This window comes from Bacillus sp. 522_BSPC, assembly GCF_001076885.1.
Taxonomy (GTDB): Bacteria; Bacillota; Bacilli; order Bacillales; family Cytobacillaceae; genus Niallia; species Niallia hominis.
The window spans coordinates 23,050-44,789 of record NZ_JVDT01000077.1 but is presented as its reverse complement, the minus strand read 5'-3'; the positions used below and the strand labels follow the sequence as shown (position 1 = coordinate 44,789).

At 34.7% G+C, this 21,740-nt stretch carries 17 protein-coding genes and 1 other annotated feature; of the genes, 1 reads left to right on the top strand and 16 read right to left on the bottom strand.

Annotation, left to right across the window (positions count from 1 at the left end; all coding sequences use genetic code 11):
* Positions 1-280 precede the first annotated feature (280 nt).
* The 16 genes from thrS to ADJ83_RS05700 form a co-directional block, all read right to left on the bottom strand.
* Complete coding sequence (thrS, locus tag ADJ83_RS05770) at positions 281-2,218, bottom strand: threonine--tRNA ligase (RefSeq protein ID WP_031534826.1); 1,938 nt, start codon at positions 2,216-2,218, stop codon at positions 281-283.
* An 81-nt stretch (positions 2,219-2,299) separates the two neighbouring features.
* Positions 2,300-2,538: a binding site (T-box leader), on the bottom strand.
* 69 nt (positions 2,539-2,607) lie between these two features.
* Positions 2,608-3,453, bottom strand: a complete 846-nt coding sequence (gene ytxC / locus ADJ83_RS05765) for a sporulation protein YtxC (RefSeq protein ID WP_048717213.1) — start codon at positions 3,451-3,453, stop codon at positions 2,608-2,610.
* 193 nt (positions 3,454-3,646) lie between these two features.
* A complete protein-coding gene (locus ADJ83_RS25160) occupies positions 3,647-3,955 on the bottom strand; it encodes a hypothetical protein (RefSeq protein ID WP_031534830.1) in 309 nt (102 codons plus the stop codon).
* Between the two features lie 44 nt (positions 3,956-3,999).
* Complete coding sequence (gene dnaI / locus ADJ83_RS05760) at positions 4,000-4,929, bottom strand: primosomal protein DnaI (protein WP_031534832.1); 930 nt, start codon at positions 4,927-4,929, stop codon at positions 4,000-4,002.
* A gap of 15 nt (positions 4,930-4,944) precedes the next feature.
* The gene (locus ADJ83_RS05755; RefSeq protein WP_031534834.1) at positions 4,945-6,363 is read right to left on the bottom strand and encodes a replication initiation and membrane attachment family protein; all 1,419 of its coding nucleotides are present in this window, start codon (positions 6,361-6,363) and stop codon (positions 4,945-4,947) included.
* 245 nt (positions 6,364-6,608) lie between these two features.
* A complete protein-coding gene (gene nrdR / locus ADJ83_RS05750) occupies positions 6,609-7,064 on the bottom strand; it encodes a transcriptional regulator NrdR (RefSeq protein WP_031534836.1) in 456 nt (151 codons plus the stop codon).
* A gap of 108 nt (positions 7,065-7,172) precedes the next feature.
* Complete coding sequence (gene coaE, locus ADJ83_RS05745) at positions 7,173-7,778, bottom strand: dephospho-CoA kinase (RefSeq protein ID WP_031534838.1); 606 nt, start codon at positions 7,776-7,778, stop codon at positions 7,173-7,175.
* A gap of 161 nt (positions 7,779-7,939) precedes the next feature.
* Positions 7,940-8,575 (bottom strand): sporulation membrane protein YtaF, encoded by a 636-nt coding sequence (gene ytaF / locus ADJ83_RS05740; protein ID WP_031534840.1) that lies wholly within the window; start codon positions 8,573-8,575, stop codon positions 7,940-7,942.
* 78 nt (positions 8,576-8,653) lie between these two features.
* Complete coding sequence (mutM, locus tag ADJ83_RS05735; RefSeq protein WP_031534842.1) at positions 8,654-9,481, bottom strand: DNA-formamidopyrimidine glycosylase; 828 nt, start codon at positions 9,479-9,481, stop codon at positions 8,654-8,656.
* A 75-nt stretch (positions 9,482-9,556) separates the two neighbouring features.
* On the bottom strand, positions 9,557-12,181 hold the full coding sequence (gene polA, locus ADJ83_RS05730; RefSeq protein ID WP_031534844.1) for a DNA polymerase I: 2,625 nt from the start codon (positions 12,179-12,181) through the stop codon (positions 9,557-9,559).
* Positions 12,182-13,050: 869 nt separating this feature from the next.
* Positions 13,051-14,805: a two-component system histidine kinase PnpS gene (gene pnpS / locus ADJ83_RS05725; protein WP_031534846.1), complete on the bottom strand. Its 1,755-nt coding sequence runs from the start codon at positions 14,803-14,805 to the stop codon at positions 13,051-13,053.
* On the bottom strand, positions 14,806-15,522 hold the full coding sequence (locus ADJ83_RS05720) for a response regulator transcription factor (RefSeq protein ID WP_031534847.1): 717 nt from the start codon (positions 15,520-15,522) through the stop codon (positions 14,806-14,808). It lies immediately after the preceding gene.
* A gap of 232 nt (positions 15,523-15,754) precedes the next feature.
* Positions 15,755-16,690 carry a malate dehydrogenase gene (gene mdh, locus ADJ83_RS05715; protein ID WP_031534849.1) on the bottom strand — a complete coding sequence of 312 codons (936 nt, stop codon included), beginning with the start codon at positions 16,688-16,690 and terminating at the stop codon, positions 15,755-15,757.
* A 189-nt stretch (positions 16,691-16,879) separates the two neighbouring features.
* Positions 16,880-18,148, bottom strand: coding sequence for an NADP-dependent isocitrate dehydrogenase (icd, locus tag ADJ83_RS05710; RefSeq protein ID WP_031534851.1), 1,269 nt, complete (start codon positions 18,146-18,148; stop codon positions 16,880-16,882).
* Positions 18,149-18,353: 205 nt separating this feature from the next.
* The gene (gene citZ, locus ADJ83_RS05705) at positions 18,354-19,469 is read right to left on the bottom strand and encodes a citrate synthase (RefSeq protein WP_031534853.1); all 1,116 of its coding nucleotides are present in this window, start codon (positions 19,467-19,469) and stop codon (positions 18,354-18,356) included.
* 484 nt (positions 19,470-19,953) lie between these two features.
* A complete protein-coding gene (locus ADJ83_RS05700; RefSeq protein WP_031534855.1) occupies positions 19,954-20,421 on the bottom strand; it encodes a DUF441 domain-containing protein in 468 nt (155 codons plus the stop codon).
* Positions 20,422-20,614: 193 nt separating this feature from the next.
* Between ADJ83_RS05700 and ytvI the strand changes: the two genes are divergently transcribed.
* Positions 20,615-21,739 carry a sporulation integral membrane protein YtvI gene (gene ytvI / locus ADJ83_RS05695; RefSeq protein WP_031534857.1) on the top strand — a complete coding sequence of 375 codons (1,125 nt, stop codon included), beginning with the start codon at positions 20,615-20,617 and terminating at the stop codon, positions 21,737-21,739.
* Position 21,740: the final 1 nt, after the last annotated feature.

Sequence of the window (21,740 nt, the reverse complement as noted above, 5' to 3'; positions counted from 1 at the left end):
TACCTTAGTAACTATATCACAAATGATAACTGTAAGTCAACGAAAGAAATATCACAACGAGAAAAATTTTATCAAAATAATTGATTCAATGCAATACTTTTTATGCATAAATTCAGAAAAGCTAGGAATATGGAACGAAATTCGGACTTTACAACCTTTAAAACGACAGAAGTTCGTTTGTTTTTTGCTTTCTGGCAGACGTCCATTCCCTCTGAACCTTATCCTAAGATCCATGAAAACTAAGTCATAAGAATGCTACTTCATAAAAATCTATGCTAACTTAGTTAGAAAATTTTACTTCTTGCGTTAATTTTTCCAAGAAGTCTACATAAGAAACTGTTTCTGATTTTTGTTCTCCGTATTTGCGGACATTTACGGCTTTGTCTTCTACTTCTTTATCTCCGACTACTAGCATGTAAGGGATTTTTTTCATTTGCGCCTCACGGATTTTGTAGCCGATTTTTTCATCACGTTCGTCAAGCTCTACACGGATACCGTGTCTTTGTAAGTTTTCTTGTACTTCTTTTGCATAGTCAAAGTGTACAGAAGGTGATACAGGAATCACTTGTACTTGCACTGGCGATAACCAAGTTGGGAATGCCCCTTTGTATTCTTCGATAAGGAATGCAATAAAGCGTTCCATTGTAGATACTACTCCTCTATGGATAACAACTGGACGATGTTGTTTTCCATCCTCCCCAACATATGTTAAATCAAAGCGCTCAGGCAATAAGAAGTCCAATTGCACAGTAGATAATGTCTCATCTTTTCCTAAAGCTGTTTTCACTTGCACATCCAATTTAGGACCATAGAATGCAGCTTCTCCTTCTGCTTCAAAATAATCTAGACCTAGGTCGTCCATTGCCCCTTTCAGCATGCTTTGTGCTTTATCCCACATTTCATCGTCATCAAAATATTTTTCAGTATCTGCTGGATCACGATAAGATAGTCGGAATGAGTAATCTGTAATATCGAAATCTTTATATACTTCTAATACTAAGTTTACGACACGTTTGAATTCATCTTTAATTTGGTCTGGTCTTACAAAGATATGCGCATCATTTAATGTCATTCCACGAACACGCTGTAATCCAGATAATGCACCTGACATTTCATAACGATGCATTGTTCCAAGCTCTGCGATACGAATTGGCAATTCGCGATAGCTGTGAATATCATTTTTATAAACAACCATATGATGTGGACAGTTCATTGGACGAAGCACTAACTGTTCATTATCCATTTCCATTACTGGGAACATATCCTCTTGATAATGATCCCAGTGACCAGAGGTCTTGTACAGGTCTACACTACCCATAATCGGTGTATATACATGGTTATAGCCTAATCTTTCTTCCTTGTCTACTATATAGCGCTCTACAATGCGTCTGATTGTTGCACCTTTTGGAAGCCATAGCGGTAGGCCTTGTCCCACTTTTTGAGAAGTCATAAATAAATCTAATTCTTTCCCAATTTTACGATGATCTCTTTCCTTCGCCTCTTCTAAAAATCGTAAGTGCTCCTCTAACTCATTCTTCTTAAAGAATGCAGTTCCATAAATACGCTGAAGCATTTTATTATCGCTATTTCCTCTCCAATAAGCCCCAGCAATATTTAGTAATTTAAACTCTTTTAGTTTTCCAGTTGAAGGAACATGTACACCACGACATAGATCAACGAATTCACCTTGTTGATAAAGTGTTACCGTTTCATCTTCTGGGATTGCATCAATTAATTCTAGCTTATATTCGTCATCCATTTCTTTAAAAAGCTCAATCGCTTCCGCTCTGCTTACTTCTTTACGAACAATCTCCAGATTTTCATTGATTATTTTCTTCATTTCCTTTTCAATAGCCGGTAAATCTTCTGGTGTTAATGATTGCTCTAAATCAATATCATAATAATACCCATTTTCGATAACTGGACCTACACCAAGCTTTACATTTCCATAGATACGTTTAATTGCTTGTGCCATTAAGTGTGCAGTGCTATGACGCAAAATTTCTAGTGCATCCGGGCTATCAGGTGTAACAATTTCAAAAGAAGCATCTTCTAAAATTGGTCTTTTCAAATCATATAATGAACCATTTATTTTTCCTGCAAGTGCTTTTTTTCTTAACCCTGGGCTAATGGAACCGGCAATATCTTCTGTTGTTGTCCCTACTGGAAACTCCTTTACCGCTCCATCTGGAAATGTAATGTTAATTAGATCTGACATAAAACTTCCTCCTTCATTCTCGCCATTAAGCTTTTCATGTACGATAAGAACCGATTGAACGCAAAAAAACCCATCCCTATGCGAAGGGACGAGTTTTATAAATATAAACACGTGGTTCCACCCTAATTCTCAGACAATCCATTGTCTGACTTTAGTTTAAACAGATAACGGCTGCTGAGACCGCCAGTCATTACTTAGGTTCCCTGTTCCTGACTGAAGTTTAAAGGTGGTAAGTAATCTCATCGTGTTAGGAAGTTCCCAGCATCCTTCCCTCTCTTTAAACCGTACAAGAAAACTATTGTCCTTATCAATACATGTATAAGTTATAGTTAATTTATGTACGTTATTATATGCTTTTCTAAACATAAAATCAAGGGGAGATAAAAATCTTATTTTATTTCTGTTTGAGTGTTTATTCTTAGGAAAAAATGACCCTTTTCAAGAAGCTGTACTCTCTCTTCAAAAATGTTTAAAATTGTTCGCACAATAGGCAACTCCCTATCTTCAGTATATAAATAGATTGTTTTCGGAGCAATTGCCAGCAGTGGTCCTAAAGAATATGGGTCAATATAATAGGGAGAAGAAGCTAAACTTCTTTGCTCATACAACATCATTAATTCCTGTTGGGGAATCTCTTGATATTCGGTATCAAAAAACTGGATTTCTAAGTCAACTAAAACATGAATATGATTCACTTTTGCAGTTTTTTTAGAAAGGGAATTTCGTAAGCTATGAATAAACACCTGATATTCTTGTTCCATTTTGTACTCATCAATCGATAATTCTATGTATTTTAGTAGCTTTTCAAAAAAAGCCTTTAATCGAAAGGTCACAAATGAATCAAAAGAAAATGCATGATGTGTTTCCACCATAAAATTATTCATACTTTCTGCAAGACATGCTTTTATATTTATATCTTTTGTTATATTTGCTAGTCCTTCACGCTCTTCTTCTATTAAACTATGAAGAAGTTCTAATATACTGCGTTGTTCTAATTCATCCATATAGAAATAACGATTTTGTAATATTTCTTTTGCCCAATCATCTGTTTTAATATGCAAGATAAAAGCAGTTAAGCATTTTTGCACTACCTGACTGCTTCCATCTATTTTAACGACATTTCCACTATTGTCATCACTTATTCTTTCAATCGACTCAGCAGGTTTTACCTGTTTATTCATTAAACGCAAAAATTTCTTTGCATCTTTTTCAGATTGAAATTGAATTTCGATCAACCGTATCCCCCCTTTATAAAGAAGTCCTCGATTCCATATATATGGGGGATAGAGAGAAAATAGACTATAAAATAAGGAAAATCATCGGAGTATGTCCGTTATCGTAATATATGCTTACAATATATAGGAATTGCCTTTTCTAAAAAAATAGACAGACTTTTAATTAGTCTGTCTTCGTTCGTAATATCCAAATTCACAAAAAGAATACGATTGCTCCTACTATAATGACATACACAATAATGTATCTTATATACATCACTTGTAAAGAAATGGATCGTTTTTCGCAAAGATTTCTTACGTATGCAAGTAACCTTCTATTTTTTGTAACATACGTATAAGTTAATCCGAATACCAATAATGCCAAGATTATTTTATAAATTCCCGGGCTATAAAACGAGAGAAAAAATGGGATTAACAATAGCAAAATAGTGATGGATACAAAGAAAAGAAATTGATTATAACGCTTTATCAGTAATTTTTCTGCATTCGAAATTTCCGTCAACTCAACACTACTCCTTACACTTATAAACATCTAGTATAAATTTTTTATATCCGCTTATTTTTACCTTTTACATGAATCGGTGTAGATAAGTAACGAATTCTTTCCATTACTCTCATTGCTTTCATCTTTTCCTCTTCTCCTCTTTGAGAGTAGGTAAGATGATGCTCTAGTCCACTAAAGTCAAAATTAGATGTAAATAAAGTCGGTAAATTCTCTAACATCCTAAACTGTAAGATTGGTCCTAATACCTCGTCTCGAATCCAACTAGACATTGTTTCTGCACCAATATCATCCAGCATTAAAATCGGCTCCCTTTTGATGCTTTCGATTTTGTCATTTAATGTACTATTAGCAATCGAGCTTTTCATTTCCCTAAATAATTCAGGAACATATACGATCATAGAAGAAATTTGCTTTTGAGAAAGTTCGTTTGCAATGGATCCTAAAATATAGGATTTACCCACTCCAAATTCACCGTAAAAGTATATTCCCTTTTGTCTTTGACCAGGTTTATACTCCTCTACAAATCGAATAGCTGCATCTACCGCTTCCATTCTTTCTCCTTCTATGTCCAGCCTGTCAAAAGATGCTTCTAAAATGTCCTTGGGCACATATAAACTTTGGATTAATTTTTCTTTTTTCTTTTGGTTATCCTCTTGGAGCTTCCTTGGGCAGCGGTCATATTGAATCTCAATATTCCCCCTGATAACAACTAGACTCGGATGATAACCCTGCATCATATTCACACAACCTTGAAGGCTTGGGCACTTATTACAAGCCTTGCTTTGATTAGCATATTCATATAATTTCATCATTCCCACATCTACCGCATTGGAAGTCAACTCATCTTCATGCTCGCGTAAAAAGGCTCTCACATCAGGGTGTGTAAGTACTTCCTGTTTCATCGCACGGTAACGTTCCTGAAAATTATTACCTGCCCCAAACTTCTTTAACGTATCATTAATCCTTTCCACCCTTTGATTCACCACCTATTTTTTTAATTTTTTTATGCGTTCTTCCAGCTCTCTTTTCTTCTGCTCCAAGTCTTTGTCGCTTGCTGCATTATCTTGATTCTGTTCTGCTGTTTTATTTGCTTCTTCATTCCCCTGATCTTGTTGTCCAAACCATTCTGGAATTTTTTCTGTACGAATTGCTTTGCGACGAGTTGACTTTGATTGTTGATTTTTTTTACCTTGCGCCCATTCCATATATTGCTTATGTTCCTTTTTCGCTAAATCCATTGCATCCTTCACCGTACGAATATTCTTTCTTACCCATTGACCAGCTATCTTTTCTATATAACCTTTCGTTAATTTCATATCTGTTTTTAGCATAACATATTGAATAAGCACATTTATTACTCCAGGTAAGAGCTTTTGTGAAAACATAATTTCTTCGATTATTTGCAAATCCGTTTTAGATGGTTCAGCACCTCCTGAAATATCTTTTAATACTTCACGAGGAGAAGTATGATCTAAATAATAGATTAATTCTTCCTCTTTTGATTTTGGTGCATCCATAGACGAATAATCTTTCTGCGGCTGTTTTCGGTCAACTAACATTGGCAGCAAATCGTTATGCTGAAATTGATACCAATCACGAGCAGCTATTCTTAATTCTTCCATATCAATCTCATCCTGTTGATTAATTGCACTGATAACGATATTCTTCATTTGAATGGGGTCAATTCCATAGATAAAGGCAAGATTTTGTATCGCTTCCTTCACCTTTTTGGTAAAGGCTTTTTTCGAAAGTAAAGAATCGTGTATTCCTGCATAGAGTAGTTCAAAATCAAAATCCACCTTCGTAATTTGAATTCCAGTCTGCTCTTCTCTTCCAATATAGGTTTGGTCAGTCTCTTCTTCATCCTCTAATTCATGTATTGCCCGAACAGCACTTCCATGATCAGACATAAATACCTCTTGAAAACCTTTTGTTACAAGCTGAAAACTTGGATCAACAATTTTTTCATCGGAAAAGAATTTCTTCAATCTGCTATATTGTGCTTTTCCAATTTTTCGATATAAATAAACATTTAACATTCCGTCGAGAAAATATTGTGCTGGCGATAAAGGTGGCTGCAATTCATAAATAAACGAGCGATTGCCATCCTCCTTCTTTAAATACGTTTTTAAAAGACCAATTCCCTCTAGCTTTAGTCTTGCTTCATATATATCATTTAAACCACAGCTCATGAAATTCATTAAGCTATGATGTGTATTTGTCATGGACCACAAGCGATTTTCTTCTACTTCAGCCCATAAAGTCATGTATAAAGCTAAACACTGTGTCCCAATTAATGGTTGATACAAGAATGTGATTGTTTTTCGATCATAATCACTTAAGAGTCCATTCACAGCTACTCGATATCTGTCGACGGGAAGTAGGTCTTGCCAGTGCTGAGACATATTAAGTCCCCCTTCCTTACATTCTATTTCCATCAAAGGAGTTGAAAGGCAAAAAAGAGCCAAAGAAATCTTCAGCTCCCTTAGTAATCATTTCCATAAAGTGAAACTCATTAATGAGTTTTTCCCCCCATCCATAGTTGAACCAATCGGATCTTTATGGACAACAATCTCCCAACTTTACTCCTCGTATTCTCCTAAGCAAAAGGAGAGAGTCTTATGGTCCGTATAGAGAGGGATAAAATTCGCTAGTCTTTTTTGATTAATTCTTTAAGTTCGTCAATAAACACATTTATATCTTTAAACTGGCGATAAACAGAAGCAAACCGTACATATGCCACTTCGTCAACTTTTGCTAAGCGATCCATTACCATTTCTCCAATTATTTCACTCTTTATCTCTGAGGCAACATTACTTCGAAGCTCTTTCTCTACTTCTGCAGTAATTTCCTCCAGTTGTTTTAATGCAACCGGTCTCTTCTCACATGCTCTAATTAAACCACGCAATATTTTATCCTTACTAAATTCTTCACGTGTTCCTTCTTTCTTCACTACAATCAAAGGAATCTCTTCTACTTTTTCAAAAGTTGTAAATCGATTGCCACAGGCTTCACACTCTCTTCTTCTACGAATCGATTTATATTCATCAACTGGTCGTGAATCAAGAACACGGGTGTTATTATGTTGACAGGTAGGACATCTCATTTCATATCAGCTCCGAATTCTTTGTTCCATGTATATACTTATCTTCATATTATATAAAATTAAAGGCTTGTACAAGTAATTATATTAAATTTCACCTATAACCTAATGTCAGATAGGAAAAACATGCCACTTTTCCAAAATATTCTTCGCTTGCTGTAATGAATTTTCGATTGTCCCATTATTATTAATTACTTCATCAGCAAGAGCTTTTTTCTCCAGCAAAGGCATCTGCGCATTTATTCTATTAACTGCCTGCTCATAGCTTAAATTATTTCTGTTCCTTAACCTTGCTATTTGGATATCTCGATCTACATATACTAAAATAGTTCGATCAACCATTGTGTTTAATTTATTTTCAAATAGTAATGGGATATCTAAAATTACGATTTTTTCGCCCATCTTAACGGCTTGTCTTTGCTTTTCATCCATTCTCCTTCTTACATCAGGATGAACGATACTATTAAGCACATCCCGTTCCCCTTCATTCGAAAAAATAATTTCTCCAAGCTTTTGGCGATTTAAAGTACCATCTTGATGAAGAATATCCTTACCAAAATGAGCAACAATTTCTACATATGCTGGTTCTCCTATTTCAACAGCTAATCTAGACTCGATATCAGCGTCAATAATCGGAATATGCAATGATTGATAATAGGAGGATATTGTCGATTTGCCGCTCGCAATCCCCCCTGTTAAGCCTACTATTAATGTCATGACAATACCTGCCTTATTAAATTTAGTATGTAACAAAATTAAATGAACAAACACTTTTGTAAATATATAAAGCAATAGATAGGTGAAATTCCTAAGGCGATTCGCCAAGGAGGGTCACCACCTTAGAAAATATAACCTATTCGCTAATTTTTTCAAGCGATTTAGAGTTTAAATATCCCAATAATAATTAAAATAATCCCTGGGATAAAAGAAAATTTATCCATATAACTTTTTTCTGACAGAAATTTACCTAGATAAATCCCTAACGAAACAAAGGATGTACTCATAAAGATAACGGAAAGTGTTAAAAAAAGTGGAGGAAGTCCTAGCATGGAAGCTCCAATTCCTGCGCCAAAGGCATCTAAAGACAGAGCAAAGCCTAACATAACTGCTTCTACCCCTGTAATTGTTCCCGATTTATCAAAGTCGGCTGACAAAGGTTTCTTCAATATATTTATAACGATACCTAAAGATTTTATTTCAAAATTAATAATATTCTTTTCTTCTGTTAATACTTCCTTTTCCTTGCTTGGCTTAAAATATTGGTAAAGAATCCATCCACCTAATATTATTAATATAATGCCACCTAAACTCTCTGCAAACGAGGGGGAGAATATCCTTGAAATAACATGACCTACCAACATTGCTGTAAGCAGTGTCAGACCGGAACAACAGGCGATAATAAGGATAGAATTTAAGGGCATTTTCATTTTTCGCAGACCATAAGTAAACCCAACACTAAAGCTATCGATGCTAACAGCGATTGCTATTAATAAAAGAGAAAACACCTGGGCCATAAAGATAAGCTCCTTCCAAATCAATAGTAATATACTATATGGAAAGAGCCCATCCAATGTTAATTTAGATTTATTGTTTTATTTTTTTTGACAATTAGGACAAAAAACAGTTCCTCTTCCTCCGACAATAATTCTTTCTAATGTATGTCCACATACTTTACAGTCTTGCCCTTTTCGGCCATATACATATAGTTCAAGCTGGAACATTCCTATTTGCCCTTGTGTGTTTACATAAGAACGAATCGTACTACCACCCTTTTCAACAGCTTCCGATAAAGTAGCAATAATCTCTTTATATAGTTTCTCCATTTCGGCAGATTTTAACGAATTTGCTAATCGCTCTGGATGAATGCCACTTCGAAACAATGCTTCATCTACGTAAATATTGCCTAAACCAACGACAATTTTTTGATCCAATAATGCCGTTTTTATGCTTCGGCTGGTTTTTAATAATCGCTCTGTAAAATTAGCAATCGTAAAATCAGCATCAAATGGTTCAGGACCTAATTGAGACAGTGGCATGGCATTTAATTCCTCACCCTTTTTAAATAAATGCATTGTTCCAAATTTACGTACATCCTTATATCTTAATTCAGAACCATCTTCAAAAAAGAAAATAACATGGGTATGTTTATCAACGGGTTCACCAGCTTGAAACACACCGTATTTGCCTTCCATTCGCAAATGCGAAACAATCGTAAAATCATTTGTTTCAATTAAAATGAATTTGCCTCGTCTTTTTACATCAAGGATGGTTTGACCAATTAATGCATCGGAAAACTCTTCTACATTTTCTGGTTTTTTAATCATTTTTGCCCATGACACAACAACTTCCTTAATTACTTTATTTTGCGTTAATTGTTTTAACGTTTTACGTACCGTCTCAACTTCTGGTAATTCTGGCACCTCATATACCTCATTTCCTTGAGAAAATTGCTCATGATTCTTTACTTCTCACCAATATTATAAAATAATCATTTATTACTTCGCATCATACCAAGTTGGTCCATAAGAGTAATCCACTTTTAAAGGAACACTTAATTCAACTGCATGTTCCATTACATCTGGAACTATTTCTTTCAACTTCTCGATTTCTTCTTTTGGAGCCTCAAAGATTAATTCATCGTGCACTTGTAATAATAATTTAGCCTGTAATCCTTCTTCTTCTAAACGTTTTGCCATTTCAATCATCGCTTTTTTTATAATGTCAGCGGCACTGCCTTGTATTGGTGTATTCATTGCTGTTCTCTCGGCAAAGCTTCGAAGATTAAAGTTTCTGCTTGTGATATCAGCTAAATACCTTCTTCTATGAAGCAATGTTGAGACATATCCTTTTTGTTTTGCATCTGCCACAATTTCTTCCATATAACTCCTTACTCCTGGATAGCTTTCTAAATAGCGTTCAATAAACTTGGCTGCTTCTTTTCTCGTAATGTGCAAGCTTTGCGATAACCCATAGTCACTAATACCATATACAATTCCAAAGTTAACCGCTTTTGCATGTCTTCGCATATTAGAAGTGACCGCATCTGCTTCTACATGAAAAACGGACATAGCTGTTTCTGTGTGGATATCATGGTCTTCTCTGAATGCTTCTATTAATTTCTCGTCATTGGCAATATGAGCAAGAACACGTAACTCGATTTGGCTATAGTCAGCAGCAAAAATAACCCAATCCTTTTCTGTCGGTACAAATGCTTGTCTAATTTTTCTTCCTTCTTCTAACCGAATTGGAATATTTTGAAGGTTAGGATCAATAGAGCTTAAACGACCTGTTTGTGTCAATACTTGATTAAATCTTGTATGAATTCTTCCATTATGTACCACTTTTTGCAAGCCTTCTATATAGGTTGACTGTAATTTACCAAGCTGTCTATATTCAAGGATTTCTCTAATTACTTCATGTGAACTTGCAAGCTGTTCCAACACATCAGCAGAGGTTGAATATCCTGTCTTCGTTTTTTTCACAACTGGCAAGCCAAGCTTTTCAAATAAAATAACACCGAGCTGCTTCGGAGAGTTAATATTAAAGGTTTCACCTGCAAGCTCATAAATTCGCCCTTCAATTTCTTTCAGTCTTTCGGAAAGCTCTTCTCCCATTGCTTTCAAGCGATCAACATCCACTTTCACTCCCGTTGACTCCATATCAGCTAGCACTAGGCTTAATGGCATTTCTAAATCATAAAATAGTGCTTCTTGGTCATTCTTTCTTAATTCATCTTCCATTTTCTCTTGTATAGCCTGCATAGCGAATGCTTTTCTTACGATGTGATCAGATAAGAATTCTTGATCTGGAACCTTTCTTTTTGCTCCTTTTCCATAGAAAGCTTCATCTGATTGTAAGTTAAGATAGCCATATTTTTTAGCAACAGAAGCAACATCTTCAATCGTTGCAGAAGGATCTGCTAAATATGCAGCAATAAGAACATCAAACGTAATTCCTTTTAAATGAATCCCTTGATGTCGTAAAGACACTTCCGATCTTTTAGCATCATAAACAATCTTTTCTTTGTTTTCATCTTCTGCCCATGCTTTGAAAGCAGACGATACTAAAGCTTGATTGATCGGTAGATAGTATGCTCCTGTGTCATTTAATAAAGAGATACCTAAGATTGGGGCATAATGATAGTTATCCTCCAATACTTCGACATACATTATATTTATATCAGAAAAAATAGCTTCTGTAATATTTTCAACCGTTTCAAAATTTATATCTTCTAACACTAGTTCCTCTTGTTCAGGTGTTTCTCCTAATTTTTCGAGTAAAGAGTTAAATCCAAGCTCCTTGAACATTTCTTTTAGCTTTTCTATTTGCATTCCAGGAAATTCTGTATCTTCCAAAGTTATTGTTAGAGGAGCTTTTCTTGTAATAGTAGCTAGTTCTTTGCTCATTAAAGCTTGATCCTTAAATTCTTCTAGCTTTTCTTTCAGCTTCTTACCACTTACTTGGTCAATAGACTCTACCAATTTTTCTAATGAATCAAATTCCTTCAACAATTTAATTGCTGTTTTTTCTCCTACCCCAGGAACACCAGGAATATTATCTGAACTATCTCCCATTAAGCCTTTCATATCAATAATACGATCTGGAGTTAGACCGTATTTTTCCTGAACATGTTCAGGCGTATAGGATTCCATATCTGTTATCCCTTTTCTTGTGATATAAACAGTTGTCTTATCTGAGCTCAATTGTGTTAAATCTTTGTCACCAGAAATAACAACCACTTCAAACCCATCCTTTTCTCCTTGAAGAGAAAGAGTTCCAATAATATCATCTGCTTCATAGTTTTCTAATTCGTAATGATGGATACCATAGGATTTCAATAGCTCTCTTATATAAGGGAATTGCTCTGACAATTCTGGTGGTGTCTTCTGACGCCCTCCCTTATATTCACTAAATGTTTTATGTCGGAAAGTTGTTTTTCCTGCATCAAAGGCTACTAAAACATGTGTTGGCTTCTCTTCTTCTAAAATTTTCATTAACATCATGGTAAAACCGTAAACAGCATTTGTATGTACACCTTTATCGTTATTTAAAAGCGGTAAAGCGAAAAACGCGCGATAGGCAATACTATTACCGTCTATTAATATTAATTTCTTTTTCAAGAAATCCTCCTCCATCCTATTTATGTGTTATGTTATCTCGTAAAAAAAACGATGATTGTTACATGGCTCAATACTATTTATTTTACATGACATATACATAAATGTAAAAAGGCAGAGATTGCTGAAAAAGAGGTTCCTTCCTACGCTTATATTTATTTCATTCATTGACGAAATAAACGTGGAACAAACACCTTTTACCAACTATCTCTGCTATTTTTACAACTTTAATAAAAACATTTTAGGTATATTGACATGGTCTTGAATTGGAGAAAACTATCTATTCTACTAACGAGCGAGAACCAATTCTTCCCTCTTCCAAGACTAATTTTACACAGGGGAAGCCAAAAGCGGGGTAGCTTTCAGCTTAAGTCCTTAACCAAATGGATAAGGGGGACTTCACAAATTATTGTATCAACAAAGTGTAAACCCACCATAAACCAAATGTAAAAACAATGTAAAGAGAGAAAAGCGGAAGGCACCGTTTAGCGCCGTGTGAACTGGAGCGATTTTCTTGAGATAAAGGAAACACGAAGAACGATAGTGATTCGATGTTGACTTATCGTAGAGACAATCGTGAAGTTCATCTGGCGCTGGTGACTGGAGCTAGACAATGAAAAGCGGAAGGGCCTGTTTTTTCGGTGTACAAACTGGAGACTCTCGACTGAGATAAAGGAAACACGAGGAACGGCAGTGAGTCGATGTTGACTTATCGTAGGGAGATAGTCGGAAGTTTGCTAACCGATAGGCACTGAAGCTAGACAGAGAAAAGCGGAAGGCACCGTTTAGCGCCGTGTGAACTGGCGCTGATACCATAGGAAAATGTGCAAGATTTAGAAAAAAGAGGATACCGATGTCAGTATCCCCTGTCCTTAAAATGGAAATTCCTTGTGCAAAATAACCGTGAAGGTAGTTCCTACACCCATTTTACTTTCCACATGAATCGTTCCTCTATGTAATTCCACTAAATGCTTAACAATTGCAAGACCTAGCCCTGTTCCGCCAGAATTTCTACTTCTTGCTTTATCTACGCGATAAAAGCGCTCAAATATTCTTGGAATTTCTGCCGAATCGATTCCAATTCCTGTATCTTGAATTCTAACTTCAATTTTCTTTTTCTTTTCCACAACATAGACGTTGATTTCGCCATCGTTTGGAGTATAAATCACAGCATTTGTGATTAAATTTAAAAAGACTTGAGTTAACCGACTTCTATCTCCTTGAATCTGGATAATTTCATTTGATTGAGGAAATTTCAGTTTTATATTTTTCGCCTCTGCTCGACCTTCTAGCATTTTTGTTGCCTTATTTAAAATTTCCACCAAATTAAACTCGTCTTTATTTAAAGAGAAGTGATGTTGTTCTAATTTTGATAAATCTAGAAGATCTTGAATTAAAGTCTGTAATCGATGGCTCTCTTTTAAAATAATTCGCAAAAATTCTTCCAGCGTCTCTTTATCTTCCATCGCCCCATCAAGAAGTGTTTCAGAAAATCCCTTAATAGAAGTAATAGGCGTTTTTAACTCGTGTGAAACATTGGCTACAAAGTCTTTCCGAACTTGTTCTAGCTTCTTCAACTCCGTAATATCATTAAAAACGAGCAAAATCCCCATCCACCTATCATTTGTCCCAATAATGGGAACTCCATAAACCTGAAAGCTCTTTTTCTCATTTTTAATTTCAAGTGTCATGTCTCGAATAACTTTATGTTCTGTCATAAAAATTTCTTCCGCAAGATCTGTAACTTGTCTATATGGAATAACTTTATAATATTGTTTATAAAGATAGTCAGCTGAACGAACAGAGAAAATATCTTTATAGGATTTATTGATTAAATTAATATACCCTCTGCTATCTATTAAAAGAAGGCCACTACTAATACTCTCAATCAAAGTACCTAAACGATCTTCTTGTATTTCTTGTGCTTTTACCATTTCTTGCATATCTTTGGCAACCTTATTAAGAGAAGAACTAAGAATCCCTGTCTCATCTACTCGATCTTCATATGTTCTAGCATGATAATTGCCATTTGCCAAATCAACAGCAACTTTGGTAGCCGACTCAATTGGCCTTGTGTAACGATAAATTAATTTATAACCAACTAGATAAATTACTATGAATGAAAATACAAACGAAGAAAAAATAATCCAATTGATATGTTGGTATGCATTTTCTATCTCGTCTACTTTTGCCCCTATTAGCAAATAACCTTGACCGCCTTCTTCATCAGAAAGCTCCTGTTGGTAAAAATGAAAGTTAGGGTTACCATCAATCGCAACGGCATTTACTTTTTCATTTAATAACAAAGCCTGCATTTGATTTTCATATTCTTCATCTGTCTGCAGCTCTCCCACATTGAACAATATCTCGCCAGATTCATTAATAATCGTAATCTGTAACTCTAATGCTTCGCTATATTCGATTATTAAATCATTATTAACTTTTAAAATCCCACCGTTATTCATTATTTGATTTGCTATTAATGTAGCTTCTCTTTCTAGGCGGTGATCAAAAGAATCCATAAAGGTTTTCTTATTATAAGACTCAATAAAAATAGCAACAAATAAAAACACGATAAAAATAGTAAATAAAACACTAGCCATTAATCGGGATTTAAAACTCTTCATTTACTTTGGTTCCTCTAATTTATAGCCTAAACCACGAATTGTTTTAATATATATAGGTTTTTTTGTATTTTCTTCAATTTTCTCTCGTAAATGACTAATATGTACATCTACAATTCTTGTATCGCCTACAAAGTCATAGTTCCAAACTGCACTTAACAGCTGGTCTCTTGTTAAAACTCTGCCTTTGTTTTTTACAAGATATAATAATAGCTCAAATTCTTTAGGCGTTAATTCTAATAATTCCCCTTTAAAATAGGCTTCATAATAATTAGGAAGGACTTTCAACTCTGCAATTTTAATACCTTCATCCTCATCTGTGTTTACTTCATTAGATGATGTTGGCACTTGCATCTGAGTTCTTCTTAAAACAGCTTTTATACGGGCGATAACCTCTCTCGGACTAAAAGGTTTGGTCATATAATCATCTGCACCAAGCTCAAGTCCTAATACTTTATCGAACTCATCATCTTTTGCTGTTAACATTAATATAGGAGTTAACACTTTCTGTTGGCGTAGTTCTTTACAAACATCCATCCCATCTTTTTTTGGCAACATTAAATCAAGTAGGATGACATCTGGATTAGCAGTTAAAGCTAGATTCAATCCTTCTTCTCCGTCCATGGCAGTCAATACATCATACCCCGCCTGTTGCAAATTATACTTTAGTAAAGTTACGATAGATTGTTCATCATCTACAACTAATACCTTTTTCTTCATATACAGCCTCCAAATATGTTAATTCCCCTTAAGTCCCCTTATACCTATTTACATTATAATATATTGTGTAGCGAAAATGGAAAAAACATTTCGTTACTATTTCCAAAAGGAAGTATTGATTTAAACGCGCAGGCTATAACAATGATACTATTAGAAAAACTAGGCTTGTAACTTAATTAATTCCATAAAAAAATCGGCTAACTTTTATGTTCGACCGATTTTTCTCATTTATTCAATTTAATAATGTCATTACATGACGAACGGAATGAACAGATTTTTCTAATGCTGCTTTTTCATCTTCTGTTAAATCAAGTTCTATAATTTGTTCGATTCCATTACCGCCCAAAATCGTAGGGACACCTAGATAAAGATCGTTATACCCGTACTCTCCTTCTAAATAAGCAATGGTTGGAAGAACTCGTCTTTGACTTTTCATAATTGCCTCACACATATCCACTAATGAAGCCGCCGGAGCATAATAAGCGCTTCCATTCCCAAGTAGATTTACGATTTCGGCACCACCATTTCTTGTTCTTTCAATAATCTCTTCCAATCTATGCTTCGGAATGAGCGATTCTAACGGGATTCCACCTGCATACGAATAGCGTATAAGCGGAACCATATCATCTCCGTGTCCTCCTAATACAATTCCTGTAATATCTTTAACAGAAAGGTTTAGCTCCATCGCAACAAAGCTTCGAAAACGAGCGGTATCTAAGACACCTGACTGACCAATCACCCTATTTTTCGGAAAACCTGATTCCTTATAGACTGTATAAGTCATTGCATCAACAGGATTCGTAAGTACAATAATGATACAATTAGGGGAATATTTCACTATTTCCCTCGTTACTGATATCATAATGGATTGATTTGTCTGTACAAGATCATCTCTACTCATACCTGGTTTTCTTGCCATACCAGCTGTAATAATGACAATATCAGAATCTGCAGTATCCTTATACTCGGATGTTCCAATAATATTTGCATCAAACCCTTGTACAGGACTCGCTTCAAACATATCTAAGGCTTTACCTTTAGTTGCATTTTCATTTCGCGGAACATCTAATAAAACAATATCTCCAAGCTCTTTTTGAGCAAGTAGAAATGCTGTTGTGGATCCGGTAAATCCACCACCAATAATTGAAATTTTCTTGCGCTTAACCATATAATATCCCCCTTATTAGACCAAGAATGCATGAGCCACTAATAGGCAATTTACTAGGCAGAGTCCCCTTTTACTCAAATCTAGTAACACTATTTCATATTAGCTTATCCCATTCTAATCCAATACACCAAACTGCTATTTTAGACAAAAAGGAAGAAGAGATGAGACTATCTCTTCTTCTATTTGTTATTAACCCATGTTCTTAATTAATTCATCACCGAATTCTGAGCATTTCACTTCCGTTGCGCCCTCCATCAAACGAGCAAAGTCATAGGTAACAACTTTAGAAGCAATTGTATTTTCCACAGATTGAATTACTAATTGTGCTGCTTCTGTCCATCCTAAATGTTCAAGCATTAGAACCCCTGAGAGAATAACAGAAGATGGATTTACTTTATCTAAACCAGCATATTTTGGAGCAGTTCCATGTGTTGCTTCAAAAATTGCATGGCCTGTTTCATAATTTATATTTGCACCAGGTGCAATACCGATTCCACCAACCTGTGCCGCTAATGCATCAGAGATATAATCCCCATTTAGGTTCATTGTCGCCACTACATCAAACTCTTTTGGACGAGTAAGAATTTGTTGAAGGAAGATATCTGCAATAGAATCTTTGATAATAATCTTTCCTGCTGCTTCTGCCTCTGCCTGTGCTTTATTAGCAGCATCAGATCCTTGCTCTTCTTTGATACGATCATATTGAGCCCAAGTAAATACTTTTTCCCCAAATTCTTTTTCTGCTAACTCATAACCCCAGTTTTTAAATGCACCTTCTGTATATTTCATAATATTACCTTTATGTACTAGAGTTACAGATTTACGACCTTCTTTAATCGCATAATTAATCGCAGCTCTTACTAAACGGCTTGTTCCTTCTTCAGAAACTGGTTTAATTCCAATTCCAGATGTTTCAGGAAATCTAATTTTATTAACTCCCATTTCTTGTTGTAAAAAGTTAATTAATTTAGAAACAGCCTCAGAACCTTTTTCATACTCAATTCCAGCATAAATATCTTCTGTATTTTCACGGAAGATAACCATATCTGTATCTTGAGGTCTTTTTACTGGAGATGGTACGCCTTCAAACCATCTTACTGGGCGTAAACAAACAAAAAGATCTAATTCTTGGCGTAGAGCAACGTTTAAAGAACGAATACCTCCGCCAACTGGTGTAGTTAATGGTCCTTTAATAGCAATTAAATATTCTTTAATAACATCTAATGTTTCAGAAGGTAACCATTCTCCAGTTTCATTAAATGCTTTTTCCCCAGCTAACACTTCTTTCCAAACAATTTTCTTTTCTCCATTGTATGCTTTTTCAACAGCAGCATCTATTACTCTTGATGACGCTGCCCAAATATCTGGGCCAATTCCATCTCCTTCAATATAAGGAACAATTGGATTTGCTGGTACATTTAATACTCCATCTACTACTGTAATTTTTTCTCCTTGCATGCTTCTATCCCTCCGTAAAAAATAGTTTCCTTTTCCAATGCAATCAATTGGAAAAAGAATGAAATAATTTATTATAACAAGCTTATAAAAGCTGATTATATTTACTATTCTGACGAATAAAATTAAGTAAACGTTAATCCTTTTATTAAACTCTACAACACTAAGTATATATCATCCTTTTACTCTATGGGGAATTATATCCTTTTTAACGTTGATGAACTGGTACATATTCTAAGCGTTCAGGACCAACATAATCTGCTCTTGGTCTAATAAGACGATTATTCTCATACTGCTCAAGAATGTGAGCAAGCCAACCTGAAACCCTGCTTACAGCAAAAATTGGCGTAAATAAATCATGGTCAATACCTAAACTATGATAAACAGATGCAGAAAAGAAGTCTACATTTGGCACTAGATTTTTTTCTTCTTTTAACAGGCTCTCAATTTTAATACTCATATCATATAGTTGAGGCTCCCCTGTTAACTGCGTTAATTTTCTTGCCATTTCCTTTAAATGCTTCGCACGAGGATCGCCCTTTCGATATACACGATGACCAAATCCCATTATCTTTTCTTTTTTCGCCATCTTTTCTCTAATATATGGCTCTACATTTTCGATACTTCCGATTTCTTTCAACATCTTCATAACAGCTTCGTTCGCCCCACCATGAAGTGGCCCTTTTAACGCACCAATTGCCGACGTAACCCCTGAGTATACATCCGATAAAGTAGCGACACATACTCTAGCTGTAAAAGTTGAGGCATTTAACTCATGATCTGCATGAAGAACAAGTGCTTTATTAAAAGCCTCTATCGCAATTGCTTCAGGTTCCTTTCCAGTTAGCATATAAAGGAAATTAGCGGCAAATCCTAAATCCTTTCTTGGAGAAATTGGATCAAGCCCTTTCCTTAACCTTGAAAAAGCTGTTACGATAGTTGGAATTTTCGCTTGAAGCCTTACAGCCTTGAAATAGTTTGATTCAGAATCCATGCTATCTGCGCTTTCATCATAAGCTCCTAATAAAGATACACTTGAGCGAAGTACAGCCATTGGGTGTACCTTATCTAACGGGATTAGTTTCATTTGTTCAATCAAAGAGATAGGTAATTCAGCATTATCTGCTAATTCTTGTTTTAGTTCTGCCAATTCGCTATCATTTGGTAGCTTTTGATGCCATAATAAATATACAACTTCTTCAAAACTGGAATTCTCTGCTAACACATCAATATCATAACCAACATAAGCGAGTGAATCATCTATAATGGAACTGATAGAAGATGTTGTAGCAATAATCCCCTCAAGCCCTTTTGTAACAGCCATACATATCTCTCCTTCACACTTTTTCTTTTTAGTAGTACAAATCTTTCAAACTCCCATATTGTATCTATCGTAGTTACCAATATTGTTAAAATCTGTAAAACCAAAGCAATGGAATACACTCTAAAGTAAATGTTCACTATTTTGTTAGATTAACTGAATATGTACCTAAAAATCAATTAAAAATGTAATCCGGATTTATTTTAAAAAAGATGGGGGAGTTTTTTCGTTAAACATTAAAGTGAGTATTCTATATTTGAAAATGCTTACATTTTCAAATAAAAAAATAAACGATTTTGGTACTTATAGATGAGATAATTGTAACTACATACTCATTATAAACAAAAAACGTTAAAATGTCTCATATTTTATACTTAAAAACTGTAGATATAGTAAAAAAATTTTTTTCTGATTCCCTTTTACACTATATTCTTTTATTCTTGAATTATACCATAAATCCCAATCAACTGTCTGCCGGTAGAGTGGATTATGTTATCCACTCTACCACTTTAATTGCAGCATAAGCTATTCCTGCTCCAATTAACGGTCCTACTGCTACCCCATTAAAGACAGCCACAGACAAAATAGTCCCAAGAACCAGCGCTGTCGTAATCTCAGGAGAATCGGCTAATAAATTTACTCCGCCTTTTGCTAGTAATGCTACCATAATTCCAGAAATCAGCGCAATCCAAGCATAAGGTGATTTAAATGTTGCAGATAGATCTTTAAAGCCAATATCTCCTGTTGCAATTGGTACAAGAACAGCAATAGTAATAATCGTTACTCCCCAATTAATTCCTTTAGATTGAATCAAAGAAAAAAGCTTATTATCTATTCCAATCAGTTTTAATACTAACAAAAAAACAACGGCAATAATTAAAGAATTGTTTTTGGCAACAAGTGCAATTGCCAAAAGCAAATATAAAAATAAATATGGTTGGCTAAATAAAAACATGGATAATTCTCCTTTTAAAAAAATTATGCTGAAATTTTCCATCCGACTTATTATTTTATAATAAAAAGCAGGATTTCCGATTAAAAAAGCATAAGTATAGAAAATATGAATGACAAAAGGAATATATTTCTATTCTTATTCTTAATAAATTAAGTGACCACTATTTATTATACTAAAAATGGGAGGACTAACGTTGAATTTGACTTATTTGTATCGTACGATTCGATTTATGGTAGTACTTATTGCTACCATCCTATTATTTGTAAGCATCTTTTATTTATCCAAAGTCACCTACCCTTTTATTATAGGCTTTCTTATTGCTTTTCTAATGAATCCACTCGTAAATTTCCTGCAATTTACGTGTAAATTACCAAGAGCTTTTGCGGTTATTGTAAGCATTCTACTCATTTTATCTGTTTTTGCTGGATTACTTTCATTATTAATCGCAGAAATAGTTGCAGGCACAGCATATTTAGGAGAGGTAGTACCAAAACATATTGATATCATCATTCGATATATAGAAGATTTATTCGCAGGACAAATCATCCCATTATATAATAAAATATCGCAAACCTTTGATAATCTCGAAACAGGCCAACAGGATACCATTATGTCAAATATAAATAAAGTTGGTGAACAAGTTGGCAATGTTATGGGAGATTTTTTACAATCTATTTTCCTTAATATTCCCATTATCTTGTCCTGGTTTCCTAATGCAGCAAGTGTCCTAATATTTTCTTTATTGGCAACATTTTTTATTAGTAAAGACTGGGTTCGTTTATCTTTAAAGTTTGGAAAATTCTTTCCTTCTAAATGGCTAATTAGTGGAAAAACTGTATTCTTTGAATTAAAGAAAGCGTTGTTCGGATTTTTAAAAGCTCAATTAACACTTGTTTCCATCACAACCGTTATTATTTTAATCGGCCTATTAATCCTCCGAGTAGATTATGCTATTACGATAGCGCTATTAACTGGAATAGTAGATATTATCCCCTATTTAGGTACAGGATTAATATTTGTTCCTTGGATTATTTATGAAATTATCACAGGGCAAATTGTCCTCGCAATTGGGTTATCCGTGCTTTATACTATCGTGCTTGTCCAACGACAAATTATGGAGCCAAAAATTCTCTCATCTAACATTGGGTTAGACCCATTAGCAACATTAATTTCCTTGTTTGTTGGTTTCAAGCTTTTTGGTTTTATTGGCCTGATCATTGGTCCAGTCTCTCTCGTCATTATCACTACCTTACATAGAGTAAATGTATTTCATGACATCTGGAGATTTATTAAAGGGGAAAGTGAGATACCAAAATAAG

Bases quoted from the DNA above. Each gene is read 5' to 3' on its own strand.
- citZ (WP_031534853.1), bottom strand. From the start codon at position 19,469: ATGGCTGTTACAAAAGGGCTTGAGGGGATTATTGCTACAACATCTTCT.
- ADJ83_RS05720 (WP_031534847.1), bottom strand. From the start codon at position 15,522: ATGAAGAAAAAGGTATTAGTTGTAGATGATGAACAATCTATCGTAACT.
- thrS (WP_031534826.1), bottom strand. From the start codon at position 2,218: ATGTCAGATCTAATTAACATTACATTTCCAGATGGAGCGGTAAAGGAG.
- pnpS (WP_031534846.1), bottom strand. From the start codon at position 14,805: ATGAAGAGTTTTAAATCCCGATTAATGGCTAGTGTTTTATTTACTATT.
- ytaF (WP_031534840.1), bottom strand. From the start codon at position 8,575: ATGGCCCAGGTGTTTTCTCTTTTATTAATAGCAATCGCTGTTAGCATC.
- coaE (WP_031534838.1), bottom strand. From the start codon at position 7,778: ATGACATTAATAGTAGGCTTAACAGGGGGGATTGCGAGCGGCAAATCG.
- icd (WP_031534851.1), bottom strand. From the start codon at position 18,148: ATGCAAGGAGAAAAAATTACAGTAGTAGATGGAGTATTAAATGTACCA.
- nrdR (WP_031534836.1), bottom strand. From the start codon at position 7,064: ATGAGATGTCCTACCTGTCAACATAATAACACCCGTGTTCTTGATTCA.
- ADJ83_RS05755 (WP_031534834.1), bottom strand. From the start codon at position 6,363: ATGTCTCAGCACTGGCAAGACCTACTTCCCGTCGACAGATATCGAGTA.
- mdh (WP_031534849.1), bottom strand. From the start codon at position 16,690: ATGGTTAAGCGCAAGAAAATTTCAATTATTGGTGGTGGATTTACCGGA.
- ADJ83_RS05700 (WP_031534855.1), bottom strand. From the start codon at position 20,421: ATGTTTTTATTTAGCCAACCATATTTATTTTTATATTTGCTTTTGGCA.